Consider the following 15,703-nt stretch of genomic DNA (forward strand, 5'->3'; position numbering starts at 1 on the left):
TTTTTCTGGGTGCCGTTATCCCCTACGACCTGTAGAGGAGTTCCTGACATGACCCAGAAAATTGAAGGCAATCTACCGACCGCTGCCACCCTTCGTACCGCGGCCACCAGCAGCAAGATCGCCTCGGCCGGCGAAGATCGCGCGTCCCCGGTTGCCGCTACCCCGCCCACCGACAGCGTCAAGCTGACCGGCGAGGCGACCAACCTGCAGAACCTGCAGCGCGAGCTTTCGCAGTCCTCGGCGATCGACACCGGTCGCGTCCAGGCCGTGAAGGATGCGTTGCAGAACGGCAGCTACTCCATCAACCCGGATGCCATCGCCAGCCGCATGATGGATCTGAATCAGCAACTGGCGGGTTGATCCCGACTGAAAGGATGAGCGTGAACGAGTTCCTGCAACGTCTCAGCGATGCGCTGGCCGGCGAACGCCAGGCATTACTCGAGAACGACATCGATGGGTTGATGCGGCACACGCAGGACAAGCTGTCTGCGCTGCGCGGCCTGGAAGCGGCAATGCCCGAAGGCCAGGAAGAGCGCCTGCGCGAGCTGGCTGAAGCCAACCGTGCCAATGGCGCGCTGCTGGCCCGCCGCCGCCGTGAAGTGAACTGGGCGTTGCGTCACCTGGGCCGGACCGAGAGTGGGCCGTCGTACGACGCCAAGGGCCAATCCAGCGTGCTGCGCGGCGGACGTTCGCTGGCCGTTGCCTGACCTGCCTGCGCTGCGCCAATGGCGCGCGCTAAGGATGGTCTGATCAACGCAGCCGGAAAACGAAACACGCCACATCCGCCGCGCTGAGGGCGCTCAAACCCCCGGTTTTTTGCCGTTTTCGGCNCGCTTGCTGTTGTACTCCGCGTCGCCGAAGGTCAGTTGCATCGTCATCGTCCTGGTGCCTCTGTGCGATTGTCGCAGGATCAGGGGGAGTTGTTCAGAGTTTCCCTAAGTCGGCCGGGATCTTGAGGAGGCCAGAGCCGAGGTCATTCCTGCGGGCGTTTCGGTTAGGCCTTGGTCCGCATTTGCCCGGAACGGACGGCGTGCAGTCAGCGCCATCCATCTCCAGACACGCATTGTGATGCAGCGGTCGTGCCCGCCTGTCTGAGGCACGGGCGTCCTGGTCACGCTGCGCACGCGGCGAATTGATCCCGCCAGCGTCCGCCTGCCGATCGTGCAGCCTCCCTGCGTGCTGCTCCAAGAGCCGCTAACAGAACGTAGCGAGCAGTCGTCAGATGGCTGTGGACGACGCACTCCGGATCTGCGTGTCCGATCGGTGCATGCCGACTCCAGGCACCGCCCACGCCCGGCTGCCGGCCGCGCAGTAGGTGTATTGGCCGCTCTAAGACCAAGTGGCGATATGGCGCCCTGGGGGTTCGGCGTATATTGAGGCGTCCTTCCTGCCGCCTCGTCCCGTGACCGCCAAGTTTTTTCTCAATCAGACATTGTTGCCGTCCTCGACCACGTTGCGCGCCTTTGGCGACCAGATGCTGGAGGGCGTGCTGCTGTTCCGCGCCGACGGGCAGCTGATCCTGGCCAACGCCGTCGCGCGGCAGAGCCTGTGCAAGGAAGATCCCGCCGACGACCGCAACCTGGGCGAGCGGATTTCGCAGGTGCTGCCGTCGGACGCGTTGAACCAGGCGCGCAGCAAGGGCAGCTGGACCGGCAGCCTGCCGGTGGCCGATCGTGTGGTCATTGCGCACCTGTACTACAACGAAGAGCAGGGCGTGGGCCATTTTCTGGCGCTGTTCCACAACATCGAAGGTCAGCAGGATTACGAGCGCGAGTTGCAGCAACGCCACGCCGAGCTGCGCCAGGCCTATATGCGCCTGAACGGCGCGCAGGACAAACTGCTGCAGTCGGAAAAGATGGCCTCCATCGGCCAGCTGGCCGCTGGCGTGGCGCACGAGATCAATAATCCGATCGGTTATGTGCACTCCAATCTCGGCAGCCTGCAGGAATATCTGCGCAGCCTGTTTACCCTGATCGAGGCTTACGAGCGCGCGCTGCAGGCGCCAGACCCGAAGGCGTTGATTCCCGAAATCGACGAAATCCGCAACCGTGCCGACATCGACTTCATCAGCCGCGACCTGCCGCAGCTGATGTCCGAATCGCGCGAAGGCATCGAGCGGGTGACCCGCATCGTGCGCGACCTCAAGGACTTCTCGTACTCGGACCGCTCCGAGTCGTGGAAGATGGTGGACCTGCATTCCGGCCTTGAATCCACGATCAACATCATCTGGAACGAGCTCAAGTACAAAGTGACTCTGGAGCGCAACTACGCCGAGCTGCCGCTGGTGGAATGCCTGCCGTCCGAGCTCAACCAGGTCTACATGAACATGCTGCTCAACGCCGGCCAGGCGATTGTCGAACGCGGCACGATCACCGTCACCACCGGCCGCGATGAAGCAGAAAACGTCTGGATTCAGTTCCAGGACAGTGGCGCCGGCATCGCCCCCGATCTGCTGCAGCGCATTTTCGACCCGTTCTTCACCACCAAGCCGGTGGGCAGCGGTACCGGCCTGGGCCTGTCGATCTCCTACGGCATCATCAACAAGCACCACGGCCGCATCGACGTGGAAAGCATCCCGGGGCAGGGCGCCAGTTTCAGGATCGTGTTGCCGATCCGGCAGCCGCGCTGACGTGCCGGGATTCGTTATTCGGGATTTGGGATTCGCAACAGCGGGCGTCGCTGTTGCCATTGATCACCGCGCCATCTGGCGCAACGATGCAAGAGCCCGCTTCTAACCAATCCCGAATCCCCAATCCCTATTCCCGGCCGTTACGCAGTTCGTCATGCGTGCGGAATGCCTGACGAATATGCTCGCGCAGTTCGTCGTCGTTCCAGGGCTTGGTCAGGAAGCGGTAGATCGCGCCGCGGTTGATCGCCTCGGTGACGGTAGCCAGGTCCGTGTAACCGGACAGCACCAGACGCACGGTGTCGGGGTAGAGCATCTTGACCCGGCCCAGGAACTCGGTGCCGCTCATGTCGCTCATGCGCTGGTCCGAAAGGATCACCTGCACATCGTTGGTGGCCAGCAGGTCGAAGGCGTCGCGCACGTTGCCTGCCGCCAGAATCCGGTAGCCGTCGCGGCGGAACAGGCGCACCAGCGAGCGCAGCACGTTCTCTTCGTCGTCCAGCAGCAGCAGGGTGCGGTCGGGGCGGCTTTCGGCGAACGATTCCGGGCGCAGGTAGCGCCGGCGCAACGCCATGCCGGCCGACTCGGCCGACATCGGTTCGCCGAACAGATACCCCTGGAAGATGTCGCAATCGTTGCGCCGCAAAAAGCCCAGCTGCGCCTGCGATTCCACGCCATTGGCGATCACCGTCATGCCCAGCTGATGGCCCATGGCGATGATGGCGCGCGCGATCGCCGCCTCGCGGCTGCCGGCCGGTGCGCTCTTGATGAAGCTACGGTCGATCTTCAGCCGGTCTACCGGGTAGCGCACCAGCGCGCTTAGGCTGGAATCGCCGGTACCGAAGTTGTCCAGGCTCAGGCTGATGCCTTCATTGCGCAGGTTGGCCATCGTTTCGTGGACGAAGTTGACATTGTTGGTCAACGCGCTTTCGTTGATCTCCAGGGTCACGAACTGCGCCGGCACGCCTGCGGTCTGCAGCATCGCCATCACTTCGTTGAAAAAGCCCGGGCGCAACAGCTGCAGCGTGGAGACGTTCACCGCAATGCTGAAATCGTCGAAACCCTGGTCGCGCCATAACCGCGCCTGGCGCACCGCGTTCTGCAGCACCCACTCGCCGATCTGCACGATCACGCCCAGTCGTTCGGCGGTGCGCATGAAGCGCTCCGGCACCAGCATGCCCAGGGTGGGCGATTGCCAGCGCAGCAGCGCTTCCATGCCGACGATGCGGCCGTCACGGGCGCTCACCAGCGGCTGATAACGCAGGCGCAGCTCGCCATGCGGAATGGCATCGACGATCTGCCGCGCAATGATGCTTTCGCTATGCGCGTTGGTGGCGGAGTTGCGCGTGTACAGCCGCACCGTATTGCCGCCTTCGCGCGCAGCCTGGTAGCTGGCTTCCTCGGCGTAATCCAGCAGCGTGGACAGCGAGGTGGAGTGCTCCGGACACAGGCTGATGCCGACCTTGCCGGTCATGAACAGCGTGTACGGCAGCACCGACAGCGGCAATTCCAGCTGCTGGCGGACCTCCTCGGCAAAATCCTCCGGCAGTGGCATGTCGTCGCGGCGCACCGCCACAATGATCATTTCGTCGCTGCCGTGGCGCCACAACTTGCCGCGGCTGCCCAGGAACTCCTGCAGGCGGCGTGCGGCCAGGGTCAGCGCCTGGTCGCCGACTTCGCCACTCATGTTCTCGTTGATCGAGGCGAAGTGGTCGATGTCGACGTGGAAGATCATCAATGGCTGGCCGCCGGAGGCGGCGGCGTCGACCAGATGCAGCAATTCGGGATTGCCTGCGCCCAGGCGTGTCGGTTTGACGATTTCCAGTCCGGGCGGGATCACGGGGCTCCACATGACTCAACGTCCACCATCTTCGTGGACGGACTCGCCGGCCGGGTGATAGGGCAGGCGCAACGTGACGCGCGTGCCTGCTCCGGGAGCCGATTCTATCGCGAGCACGCCGCCGACGGTTTGCGCACGCTCACGCATCACGATCAGCCCCAGTCCACGCGGACCTTCGGGCTCGAATCCATCGCCATCGTCGCTGACTTCCAGGCTGAAGCTGGTGCTGTCGATCGAGTGCAGGCGCATGCGCACTTCGCCCGCACAGGCGTGACGCAACGCATTGGTCAGGCTTTCCTGGGCAATCCGGAAGCAGGCCTGCTCGATCTCGTTGCCGGGGCGCGCGTCCAGGGGCTGAATATCCAGCTCCAGCCGCACCTGCGAGGCGCGGAACAGCATCGAGGCCTGCCAGCGCAAGGCCGCTTCCAGGCCCAGCGCATCCAGCTGCGGCGGACGCAGCAGCATCGACAGATTACGCAGCTTGGTCACGGTGGAGTCGGCCAGCGACACCACTTCCAGCAGATCCTCACGGCGCGCGACCGGGTCCAGCTCGTCCAGCGCGGCATGCGCCGACAGCTTCATCGCGGTGATCGCCTGGCCGATGTCGTCATGCAGATCGCGCGAGATGGCGCGGCGCTCGTCTTCCTGGAGCGAGAACAGCCGCTTGGCCATCGCCTGCAGCTCGGCATTGCTCTCGGCCAGCGCATCGCGCATGCGCTCGGGTTCGCTCAGGTCGCGCACCACCAGCAGTTTGCAGCTGCGCCCGCCATAGCGGATATCGCCGGCCGACAAGCCGGCGTAGAAGGTACTGCCGTCGCGGCGACGCATCGCCCGTGCGCTGGAGACAGGGTCGTTGCGGTCGCTGCCGGCACGCAGATACTCGCGCACCATGGGCAGGTCGGTGTCACTGACCAGGATTTGCAGCGGTTCGCCCAGGATGGTCTCGCCCTGGAAGCCGAACTGGATGGAACCGGCGGCATTGGCGTACATCACGTGCTCGTCGGCCAGGATCAGCACGCCGTCCGGCAGCACCCGCACCAACTCCCGAAATTGTTCTTCGCGCTCGCGCAGCAGGCGCCGCGATTGTTCGCGTTCGCTCACGTCCTGCAAGGTGCCGTGCACATGGCGTGCACCGCCGGGCAGGGTCACGCTCTCGGCGCGCAGATGCACCGTGCGTGGCTGCGAATCGCCGCCGGTGAGCGGCAGCAGTACGTCGATCTGCACCTCGCCGCCGGTACACATGTCTTCGATCATGCGTTCGATCCGCGCCTGGGTTGCGCTGTCGGAGGCGGTCAGCAATTCTTCCAGCCGATGTTCGCGTCGATGCATGGGCACGCTGCGCCCCAGTACGCGATACACCGCCGACGAATAGCGGCCCAGGCCGGTTGTGCGGTCCAGCTGCCAGGAGCCCAGCCGCGCGATGCTCTGCGCTTCCTCCAGGCGTTCGAGTGCTTCGTCGCGCAGGTGCTGTGCCTGCCGCTCTTCGCTGCGGTCCACCGTGACCACCAGGCGGGCAGGGCCGCTGGCCAAATGCAACTGGTTGCTGCGTACCTCGACATGCCGCGGGCCACTGCGTGTCAGCAGGTCTTCGTTGAGCACGCAGGTGGTGTCGCCCTTGCCACGGATCTGGGTGATGATCTCTTCCAGCCGGTCGCCATCGGCATTGGGCCAGATCGCCTGTAGTGTCTGCTGCAGGAACTCGTCGCGCTCCCAACCGAAAAATTCCAGCGCCGCGGGATTGGCATCGAGGATGCGCATGCTGGCCAGGTCGTACATGAAAGCCGGGCTGGGCAGCGCCAGGAATTTGGCTTTCAGCAGTTCCTCGGACTGCGCCAGTTGCGCATGCTCGTCCACGATCAAGGCCACAAAGCGCCGCAGCACCAGATGGATCACGATGCTGGAGAGCAGCAAAAAGCTGGCGTCCGACCAGCGCTCCGGCGTGGCGGCACCGGCCAGGTTTAGCAGGCGGTTGCCCAGCAGCAGCCAGAGCACGCCGATCAGCAGGTAGAGGCCGGTCAGCGTCCACAGGCCTTGCTGCAGGCGCTCGGCCAGGCGAAGTCGGGAAACAGGAGGGGACGAGAATGCGGGCGCGGCGACAGGTTGGTGCATGGGTCCGCGAACGACCTAAGGAGCTGGCGATGGAGCCATCTTAGCCGCAACTGCGCCCGGTTCGGTCGCGCCCCGAAACAGGCGCCTCAACTAATCGGCCGAACGGCCGTTATCCATTGCGACTCCGAGCCAGGGGTCGATCCTTCGGAGTGTTCCAGAGTGGACTCAGGCGTCATTGCAAGCATGCTGCAGCACCCGCTGACCTCAGCGGTGGTGTTGTTGGATGCGCATGGCCAGCCCCTGGCGGCCAATCGCGTTGCGCAGTCCCTCGGGCTGCCGGCAACCCTCGGCGCATACGCCGAAGTGCTGGAAAGCAGTCGAGCCCAGGTGGCCGACAGCGGCGGCATGACCGCCTGCGTGCTGCCCGGCACCGGTGGCGGGCGGCTGGAAGGCTGGCTGCGCGCGGTCTGCGACGAGCACGGCCAGGTGATGGCCTTTACCTTGAGCATTCCCGAGCCGATGGGCGCCGATGGCACCAGCCGCTGGGAAATGGGCCTGGACAGCGCCGACCACGGATTGTGGGACTGGGATATCCCGGCGGACGTGGTGTACCGTTCCGAACGATGGACCCGCATGCTCGGCTATTCCGAGCAGCCGCTGCCGAACAACCTCACCGCACTTTCCGGTCTGATCCACCCCGATGATCACGCGCACGTCAGTGCCGCGGTGCAGGCGCATCTGGATGGTCGCACCGACACCTATGTGGCCGAATTCCGGCTGCGCCAGCACGATGGCCAGTGGCGCTGGATCCTGGATCGCGGCCGCGTGGTATCGCGCACCGCCGATGGCCGCCCGTTGCGCATGGTCGGCACGCATACCGATGTGCATCACCACAAATTGCTCGAGCAGCAGCTGCGCGAGCAGCAGGCCCAGCTCGAAGAAGCCCAGCGGATCGCCAGCATGGGCAGCTGGAGCTGGGATTCGTTGAAGGACCAGCTCTGGATCTCCCAGGATTTCCTGCAGCAGCTGGGTATGACCCAGCTGCGTCTGCAGGGCATTCGCGATCTGCTGCGTCTGCTCGCCCGGCCGTCGGTTGCGCAACTGCGCAGTGCCTGGCGCAAGATCAAGCATGAAGGCCTGCCGGTGCATTTCGAGCTAGAGGTCAACGGCCTGCTCGGCGTCAATCCGCATCACCTGCGGGTGTGGGCGCAGCCGGTCTTCGATGGCGACGGCAGCATGGTGCGTGTCCTTGGCCAGCTGCAGAACGTCACCGAACAACGCCAGACCGACGCCCTGATCCGCTGGCGTACCGAGTTGCTCAATCGCGTGTCTGCGTTGGGCAAGATCGGCGGCTGCGAGATCGAGGTCGACACCCGCCGCATGCAGTGGACCGAGGAGTGCTACCGCATCCACGGCCTGCGCAAGGAAAACATCACCCTGGAGCAGGCGCTTGCGCTGTACACCCAGGATTCGCGCGATGCGTTCGAAGCGGCGCTGCTGCGCATCTCAGACGGCGGCCTGCCCGAGCAACTGGAGCTGTGCTTCTATCGCAATTCCGGCCAGCGCATCTGGGTGCAGGTCCTTATCGAACTGGACCGTCGTGAAGGCCTGCCGCCGCGCTTCGTGGCCTTGTTCCGCGATGTCACCCGCGAGCGCGAGGCCAACGAACGCATCGAGCTGCTGGCGCACTACGACCGCCTGACCGGCCTGCCGAACCGCTTCCTGCTGCGTGAGCAGGCAGAGAACGCCATCCGCGAGGCGCACGAGCGCGGCCAGGTCATGGCTATGCTGCTGATCGATCTTGACGGCTTCAAGAGCATCAACGACTCGTTCGGTCATGCCACCGGCGACAACCTGCTCAAACTCGCGTCGGCGCGCCTGCACCAGCACTTGCGCAACAGCGACCTGTTCGGCCGCTTCAGCGACGACGAGTTCATCGTGCTGCTGCGCGACCTGTCCGAGCCCGAAGATGCCGGCCACGTGGCGCGCAAGCTGATTGCAGCGCTAGGCGAGCCGCTGCGCAAGGACCACGTGACCCTCAAGCTCGGTGCCAGCATCGGCATCGCGTTGCAGGGCGAAGGGTTGTCGGACTTTGACAGCCTGCTGCGCGCGGCCGACGCGGCGATGTACGCAGCCAAGGAGTCCGGCCGCAACACCTTCCATTACTACAGCCAGGACGTGTTGTTGCGTGCGCAGCGCCGCCTGGAGCTCGAACATGCGCTGCAGGGCGCGCTCGAGCGCGAAGAGTTCACGCTGGTCTACCAGCCGCTGGTCAACACCGTCGGCGACGCCTCGCCGGCCATCGAAGCGCTGATGCGCTGGAATCGCCCCGGCCATGGCCCGTGCAGCCCGGCCGAATTCATCCCGATCGCCGAAGAGTGCGGCGAGATCGTGCGCCTGGGCGAATGGGTTATCGGTGAAGCCTGCCGCCAGGCGGTGGTCTGGGATCGCGCCGGGCTCAACTTCAGCCGTATCGCGGTCAATGTGTCGGCGGTGCAGTTGCGCGAGCGCGGCTTTGCCGAGCGCGTGCTGGAAATCTGCCGCGACAACAGCTGGTCGCCGTCACGGCTGGAACTGGAGCTGACCGAATCGGCCTTGATCCGCGATTCGGACTCGCTGCGCCGCTGCTTTGAATTGTTCGAACAGAACGGCGTGCTGCTGGCGGTGGACGACTTCGGTACCGGTTTCTCCAACCTGCATTACCTCAACCGCTTTCCGGTGCAGCGCCTGAAGATCGACCGCAGCTTCGTACAAGGCATGCTCGACGACGCCAATACCGCCGAAGTCACCCAGGCCATCGTGCATCTGGGTCACGCGCTGGGCATGCAGGTGGTCGCCGAAGGCGTGGAAACGGTGCAGGAAGACGCATTGCTGCGCCAGCAGGGTTGCGACGAAATCCAGGGCTATTTCTACTCACGCCCGCTGTCGCCGCGTGACATGGCGCAGTGGCTGCGCGAGGCCGACGCCGGCATGCGGCTGGGCGCGCGGCTGGTCCTCGCCAACTGACGCAAGCTGTCGCAGCGCCAGGCGTCGCCCGCCGCCTATTGAAATGCGCCGCTCGAAAGCTCAGCGAGTCGAGGGCGCGATGCCCTCGCTAAGCTCGGGACACGCCGTGAATCCGTCCGCGGAGGCTCCTTGGCGGCATCTATGCCGCAAAGGAGCCCGCAACCGGCAAGGGCGCCGCACCAGAGAGTTGGTCGGCTGCTTTAGGGAACCTCTAAAAACCCCAGTATCCTGTCATCATTGACGTAATGCGATGCTAGCGGAGGGTGCTACAGATGATCAGTTTGTTCGCCGGTGAAGAACGTGATGCTAAACGTCAGCAATTGAGTGATCCGCTGGCCGTGTTGTCGCGTCACATCGACTTTGGCGGTATTGCCCGTGCGGTGGATGCGAGGCTGTCGCTCGGGCCGAAGGCCAAGGGTGGCCGGCCAGCGTGGCCGACTGAGGTGATGATCAGGGTGTTGCTGTTGCAGCAGTTGTACAACCTTTCCGACGATGCGTTGGAGTATCAGTTGCTGGATCGGCGTAGCTTCGTTCGGTTCGTCGGTCTGGAGAAGAGCGGCAAGGTGCCGGATGCGAAGACGATCTGGGTATGGCGCGAGCGGCTGAAGAACAATGACGTGATCGGAGATATCGATGCGGCGATCAGCGGACAACTGGCGCGCGCCGGTTACATTGCCCGTGGCGGGCAGATCATTGATGCCAGCATCGTCAGTGCGCCGATCCAGCGCAACACGCGCGAGGAAAACGCGCGCATCAAGCAGAACGACATCCCGGAGGATTGGAGCGATGCCAAGCGCGCGCAGAAGGACGTGGATGCGCGCTGGACGAGCAAGCACGGCAGCTCCTATTACGGTTACAAGTTGCACGCCAATGTCGATCGTCGCTGGGGATTCATTCGCGTGCACGAGGTCAGCAGCGCGAACGTGCATGACAGCCGGTACTTCGAGCGGTTGCTGGATGCGGGTAATACCGCACGCATACTTCGTGCCGATAGCGCTTATGCCGACCGGGACCGTGAAGCCCGCTTGAAGCAAGAGGGATATCGTGTGGACATCCAGCACAAAGGTACACGCGGCAACGCATTGAGCTCGGCCCAGCAGCGGCGCAATCAGCGCATCGCGAAAGATCGGGTGTTTGTCGAGCACGCATTCGCGCGACTGACGCAACAAGGTGGCAAGTGTCTACGCACGCTCGGCTTGGCACGTGCGAAGGTGGTCATCGGATTGAAGGTTGCCGGCCATAACCTGCTGCGTCTGGCACGATTGCAGCAGGCCGGGATGCGGCCGGTATGAATGCCGCAGGCCAGAAGAACGCCTCGCGCGCAGCGTCGGCGAGCTGAGAGCTTGGCCGACCATGTCAGAGTGCTGATGTTTCCAAGCATCGTCACCTCCATGCATGCGCCACATCGACTCCGGCATGGTTATTCGAGGTGCCCTTTATTGAAAGCTTGTCCCGTTGCTCGGCTTGGGCTAGGAGCATGGAAAGCTTGTAGGCTGCATTTTGAATACTTTTCTGGTGCTCAATTTGCGACGGGGATCTGATCGTATACACGGCGATCCATGCAATTCACCTCACGCGTCGCTTGCACCACACACACCGATTATCTCGACTGGTCCTTGTCTGCCTACCGTCGCAGGACCTTACGCGGCATGGATGCCGCGTAAGAGCCCACACGGATTTACTTGCGGCGTGTCCTGCGATGGTGGGCGGACAAGGGCCCTGCAACCAACCTGCAAAGCCAGGCGCTCTACACCTGATCCATCGCCCGCCAGACGACCGAAAAGGTACACGCCGCGATTCTGAGCAGAAGTAGCGTCGTGCCGGCGCGGTCCGCTCATCATCGCGGGACCTTTTGCGGCATGGATTCCGCTCAAGAGACCTCAGGACCGGATTCAAGGCGTGACCAGTGACGGTAGGCAGGCAAGGACCCCGCAGCCAGGCCGCAGATCATCCGATCGACGTGTTGCGTTATGTCGTAGAAGTCGTCGAGCAGACGGGCAGGGGAGATCTCACCCTGGTGCTGCAATCGCAAGGCATTGCGTGTTCGGAGCCACGCCGGGTGGCACGCCCTGATGCACAAACGGCACAGGTCGGGCAGTGAATACAGCCAGCGGGGCGCCTGCCGAGGCACGCCCCGCCCCGCTGTCGCACAAAAACGTCAGCGTCCGGATACGTCGACGGCTGCGCCATCCAGACCCAGATCCCAGGCCACGGTCGCAAACAGCAGTTCTTCTTCGCTGCAGCTGCGGCGCGGGTTCTGCATTGCCTGCACTTCCGCACGGGCGGCACGCTCCAGCCGTTCCAGCGCGGCCGGCATGCGCATGCTGCGCAGCGCGGGCCGGGCAGCGTCGCGTTGCGCAATGCGCTGGGCGTGTGCAGCCGCCAGCGCGGCTGATTCCAGCACGGCGGTGGGTGCATCGGTGGGCGGGGCAAGGAGCGTCATCAGCGGAATACCAGGTTGTTGCGGAACGACAAATCCCCGGAAGGCCGGGGACTGTCGGGATCAGGGGATGCGGGTCGGCATCGGTCTCAGAACAGCTCGACCGTACCGGCGCCCATGCCTTGCTGCGCCACCGGCTTGTGCGGCGGACGCTCCCACTCCACGCGCATGTCGCGCAGGCGGTTGGACACCTTGGCCAGCGCGGCGACCAGATCGCTGTCGTACACGCCGCCATTGCGATGCAGCAGTTCCTGCAGCGCCACCGCCTCGCGGTTGATCGCGGTGAGGCGATCGAGGTGGGTGTGGATGCCGCTCAGCGTCTGCGTGGCGATGTCCTCGAACTGCAGGGCACGCACCGCTTCGGCCACGCTGCCATCGATGGAGCGCGCGCACTCGGAGATTTCGCGCATGCCATCGCCCAACGAGGCGTTGATCTGGGCGACGTTCTCCAGCATGGCGGCCGATTCGTGGCGCGCCTCGCGGGAGCGGTCCATGTGGCGCGAGGCCAGCTGCGAGACCGTTTCACGCACCTTGGCGATCGATTCCTTGGAGCTGTGTGCCAGCTTGCGGATCTGTTCGTTGAAGGTGGTGGAGCGTTCGGACAGGTTGCGCACCTCGTCGGCGACCACTGCGAAGCCACGACCGGCTTCACCGGCACGTGCTGCTTCGATGGCGGCGTTCAAGGCCAGCAGGTTGGTCTGGTCGGCGATCGACTTGACGTCTTCCAGCAGCGCGAAGATGCCATCCAGATGCTGGGCCATCTCATCGATGTGATGGACGGTGTTGGTGCTTTGGCCGCTCACCTGTTCCAGCGCTTCCACCAACTGCTCCATGCGGGAGCTGGCGTGCTGGGCGAAGCGGGCGACATCGACACCGGCGCTGCCGTCGTCACCGGCACGGTCGACGATGCGGGCCAGCGCCTGGCTTTGCTGGCGCGACTTGCGGTTCATCGCTTCGAAGCTGCCACCAAGACCGGACACGGCCTGGCGGATCAGTTCGCGGGCACGCTCGACTTCCGAGCGCGAACCGTCGACTTCGTTGCTGACGAACGTACGCAGTTCGTTGAGCAGTTGGTCCTGCTCGCGCAGGATGCGGGCCTGGTCCGGGTTAGGCCGGAACTGGGAGTACGTCACCCAGGCAGCGAAACCCAGCCAACTGAGGGTCATGGTCGCCAGGATCGCCCAGCGCACCGAAGCGGGCCAGTCGAATCCGACAGCGAAGGGAAACAGCAAGGTCAGAGCCAGAGGAGCGGCTAGACGGATGAGTGGACGTGAATACATGGGCGTTCTCGGCAGAGTCACGGTTGCTGTATCGGCACTACCCCCGTGGTCTTTAGCGACGATCGCCATCTCGTCTGGCGCACGCCGCCGTCACTGGCTGGCGCCAGCGCCCGTTGCGGGCGCTTTCATCCGGTATTTCGGCGCCGCTTAACGCAGTGCGCGATCCACCGCTTCGCTCATCGCGCGCTTGGCGAACAGGAAATCCCACAGGCTGCCACCCATCTGCCGCCACAGGACCGCCGAGCGCACCGCCGCCAGCAGCAGCGCGCGGATCTCGGCCACCACGCCGGCCTGGCCCAGGTAGTGCGGGTTGCCCTGCACCATGACCTTGGGACGCAGGTGGCTGATGGTCTGCGCATAGAGCCCGCCCAGCGAGCTCAACACATCCGGATGCGCGCTGTCGCCCAGGCTGTGTGCCTGACGCGCCGCTGCAGCGATTCCGCTGGAAACCGTGACCACGGTCGCGTTGTCGCGCACGAAGCGGCGCTCCAGTTGCAACACCGCCAGCGCCAGCCGCGGCAACACCTCGTCCTGGCCCTGGTTGCGAAAGTAGTTGTGCAGCAGGCGCAGGCCGGGCGCCAGGGCCGCCGTCGAGCCGTAGACCGCCTCCGGCGAGGCCGCATCCACCCGGAACACGCTGTCGATGGCGGTGCGCACCGTGGCCGCCTCCGAATGTCCGGTTTCGGCGATCCGCCGCACCTGCTGCAGGGCCTGGGCAACGCCGGCCAGCGCCAGCACACGGTGATCCATGGAAACACTCATCAAGCCACACCCTCGGGGGAAGAAGAAGATCCTGCCAATTGACGCTCCAGCGGCGCATCGGTGGCGGCAATCACCGCGCCGCCAAGGCATTCCTCGCCGTCGTACAGCACCAGCGACTGCCCGGGCGTTACCGCCCGCTGCGGCCGCTCGAAGCGCACCTGCACGCTGCCGTCGCCTTGCACGTCCACCGTGCACGGCTCGTCCGGCTGCCGATAGCGCGTCTGCGCGGTGCAACTGAAGCTGCGCGCCGGCGGCGCACCGGTGACCCAGTGGGCCAGCTCGGATTGCAGCCAGCGCGACTGCAGCAGCGGGCTGTCGCGGTCCTGGTCAACGTACAGCACGTTGCTGGCCACATCCTTGCCCACCACGTACCACGGCGCCGCCGCGCGGCCGCGCACCCCACCGATGTTCAGGCCTTCGCGCTGGCCCAGGGTGAAATAGAACACGCCGGGGTGCCTGGCTATGTGCTGCCCCGTCGGGTCTCGGATCTCGCCGGTGCGCGCGGGCAGGTAGCGGCCCAGGAACGCGCGGAAGTCGCGCTCGCCGATGAAGCAGATCCCGGTGGAATCCTTCTTGGCATGGGTCGGCAGGCCGGCGTCCTGGGCGATACGGCGCAGCGTGCTTTTTTCCAGTTCGCCGATCGGGAACAGGGTGGCGGCCAGCTGGGTCTGCCCCAGTTGGTGCAGGAAGTAGCTCTGGTCCTTGCCCCGGTCGGCACCGCGCAGCAGCCGCCAGCGCCCGCCGCTGTACGCAACCCGGGCGTAATGCCCGGTGGCGATACGCTCGGCGCCCAGCGCCTGCGCGGCATCCAGGAAATGCTTGAACTTGACCTCGCGGTTGCACAGCACGTCAGGATTCGGGGTGCGCCCGGCCGCGTATTCGGCCAGGAAATGTTCGAACACGCCGCTCCAGTATTCGCCGGAGAAATCACGGAAATGGAAGGGGATGCCCAGTACCCCGCAGACCGCGACCGCGTCGCGGCGGTCGTCTTCGGCGCGGCAATCGCCGCTGCCGTCGTCGGCCCAGTTCTGCATGAACAGCCCGGCGATCGACTCGCCCTGTTGCGCCAGCTGCCAGGCCGCCACCGACGAATCCACCCCGCCGGACACGCCCACCACGATACGTGGCGTGCTCATGCGACGTGCCGCACCAGCGCCAACGGATGCCGCTGCCCGGCCAGGTTGTCGGCCACCACCTCCCACACCAGAGGGCTGCGCAAGCGCTCGCTGGCGCTATGCAATTCCTCCGGTGTCATCCACAGTGCCCGCACCACGCCGGTATCCAGCCTGCGCTCGGGATGGTGGGTGAGCGCATCGGCCACGAACGCAAAGCGCAGGTAACACTGGCCGCTCGGCGCCAGCCACTGATAGGTGCCGATGAAGTGGGTCAGCCGCACGTCCCAGCCGGTCTCTTCCAGGGTTTCGCGCACGGCTGCGTCGAGCAGGCTCTCATCCGGCTCCAGATGCCCGGCCGGCTGGTTCAGCAGCAGGCGGCCACCGATGCGCTCTTCGACCTGCAGCAAGCGTCCGTCGCGCACCACCACGGTGGCCACCGTGACATCGGGATGCCAACGCTGTTCCTGTGCGCTCATGGGAAGACTCCGGTGCGCGGCAGTGCACGGCCCGGTACTGCGGCAGGACGGCAGCCGGAAGGGCGGCGCAGGGCGGAGCGTGGCGTGCAGCGACGCGTGTCGGCAGTCG

12 protein-coding genes and 1 other RNA gene are annotated in these 15,703 nt (G+C 65.0%); 5 read left to right on the forward strand and 8 right to left on the reverse strand.

Annotation, left to right across the window (positions count from 1 at the left end):
• Positions 1-48: 48 nt before the first annotated feature.
• Both flgM and XCSCFBP4642_RS0111020 read left to right on the forward strand, forming a co-directional pair.
• Positions 49-360: a flagellar biosynthesis anti-sigma factor FlgM gene (gene flgM, locus XCSCFBP4642_RS0111015; protein ID WP_014503328.1), complete on the forward strand. Its 312-nt coding sequence runs from the start codon at positions 49-51 to the stop codon at positions 358-360.
• 14 nt (positions 361-374) lie between these two features.
• Positions 375-707, forward strand: coding sequence for a flagella protein (locus XCSCFBP4642_RS0111020; RefSeq protein WP_029219828.1), 333 nt, complete (start codon positions 375-377; stop codon positions 705-707).
• A 485-nt stretch (positions 708-1,192) separates the two neighbouring features.
• Here the strand turns inward: XCSCFBP4642_RS0111020 and XCSCFBP4642_RS26955 are convergent.
• A non-coding RNA gene (locus tag XCSCFBP4642_RS26955) (sX9 sRNA) lies at positions 1,193-1,269 on the reverse strand.
• A 133-nt stretch (positions 1,270-1,402) separates the two neighbouring features.
• Here XCSCFBP4642_RS26955 and XCSCFBP4642_RS0111025 point away from each other — a divergent pair.
• A complete protein-coding gene (locus XCSCFBP4642_RS0111025; RefSeq protein WP_029219829.1) occupies positions 1,403-2,629 on the forward strand; it encodes an ATP-binding protein in 1,227 nt (408 codons plus the stop codon).
• A gap of 127 nt (positions 2,630-2,756) precedes the next feature.
• Here XCSCFBP4642_RS0111025 and XCSCFBP4642_RS0111030 read toward each other — a convergent pair whose 3' ends face one another.
• Both XCSCFBP4642_RS0111030 and XCSCFBP4642_RS0111035 read right to left on the reverse strand, forming a co-directional pair.
• On the reverse strand, positions 2,757-4,478 hold the full coding sequence (locus tag XCSCFBP4642_RS0111030; protein WP_029219830.1) for an EAL domain-containing protein: 1,722 nt from the start codon (positions 4,476-4,478) through the stop codon (positions 2,757-2,759).
• A gap of 3 nt (positions 4,479-4,481) precedes the next feature.
• Positions 4,482-6,575: a sensor histidine kinase gene (locus XCSCFBP4642_RS0111035; RefSeq protein WP_029219831.1), complete on the reverse strand. Its 2,094-nt coding sequence runs from the start codon at positions 6,573-6,575 to the stop codon at positions 4,482-4,484.
• Positions 6,576-6,734: 159 nt separating this feature from the next.
• Between XCSCFBP4642_RS0111035 and XCSCFBP4642_RS0111040 the strand changes: the two genes are divergently transcribed.
• Positions 6,735-9,521, forward strand: a complete 2,787-nt coding sequence (locus XCSCFBP4642_RS0111040; RefSeq protein WP_029219832.1) for a bifunctional diguanylate cyclase/phosphodiesterase — start codon at positions 6,735-6,737, stop codon at positions 9,519-9,521.
• Between the two features lie 272 nt (positions 9,522-9,793).
• On the forward strand, positions 9,794-10,813 hold the full coding sequence (locus XCSCFBP4642_RS0111045; protein ID WP_029219295.1) for an IS5 family transposase: 1,020 nt from the start codon (positions 9,794-9,796) through the stop codon (positions 10,811-10,813).
• An 866-nt stretch (positions 10,814-11,679) separates the two neighbouring features.
• Here the strand turns inward: XCSCFBP4642_RS0111045 and XCSCFBP4642_RS0111050 are convergent.
• From XCSCFBP4642_RS0111050 to XCSCFBP4642_RS24615, 5 genes are all read right to left on the reverse strand, one after another.
• On the reverse strand, positions 11,680-11,964 hold the full coding sequence (locus tag XCSCFBP4642_RS0111050) for a hypothetical protein (RefSeq protein ID WP_029219833.1): 285 nt from the start codon (positions 11,962-11,964) through the stop codon (positions 11,680-11,682).
• 86 nt (positions 11,965-12,050) lie between these two features.
• Positions 12,051-13,241, reverse strand: coding sequence for a methyl-accepting chemotaxis protein (locus XCSCFBP4642_RS0111055; RefSeq protein ID WP_005914458.1), 1,191 nt, complete (start codon positions 13,239-13,241; stop codon positions 12,051-12,053).
• A 147-nt stretch (positions 13,242-13,388) separates the two neighbouring features.
• Entirely contained in the window at positions 13,389-14,003 is a 615-nt protein-coding gene (gene hflD / locus XCSCFBP4642_RS0111060; protein WP_029219834.1) for a high frequency lysogenization protein HflD, read from the reverse strand.
• On the reverse strand, positions 14,003-15,139 hold the full coding sequence (gene mnmA / locus XCSCFBP4642_RS0111065; RefSeq protein ID WP_029219835.1) for a tRNA 2-thiouridine(34) synthase MnmA: 1,137 nt from the start codon (positions 15,137-15,139) through the stop codon (positions 14,003-14,005). Before mnmA ends, hflD begins: the two co-directional genes overlap by 1 nt.
• Positions 15,136-15,594 (reverse strand): NUDIX hydrolase, encoded by a 459-nt coding sequence (locus tag XCSCFBP4642_RS24615; RefSeq protein WP_033898268.1) that lies wholly within the window; start codon positions 15,592-15,594, stop codon positions 15,136-15,138. Before XCSCFBP4642_RS24615 ends, mnmA begins: the two co-directional genes overlap by 4 nt.
• Positions 15,595-15,703 lie beyond the last annotated feature (109 nt).

The sequence above is a fragment of the Xanthomonas cassavae CFBP 4642 genome, assembly GCF_000454545.1.
GTDB classification, from domain to species: Bacteria; Pseudomonadota; Gammaproteobacteria; order Xanthomonadales; family Xanthomonadaceae; genus Xanthomonas; species Xanthomonas cassavae.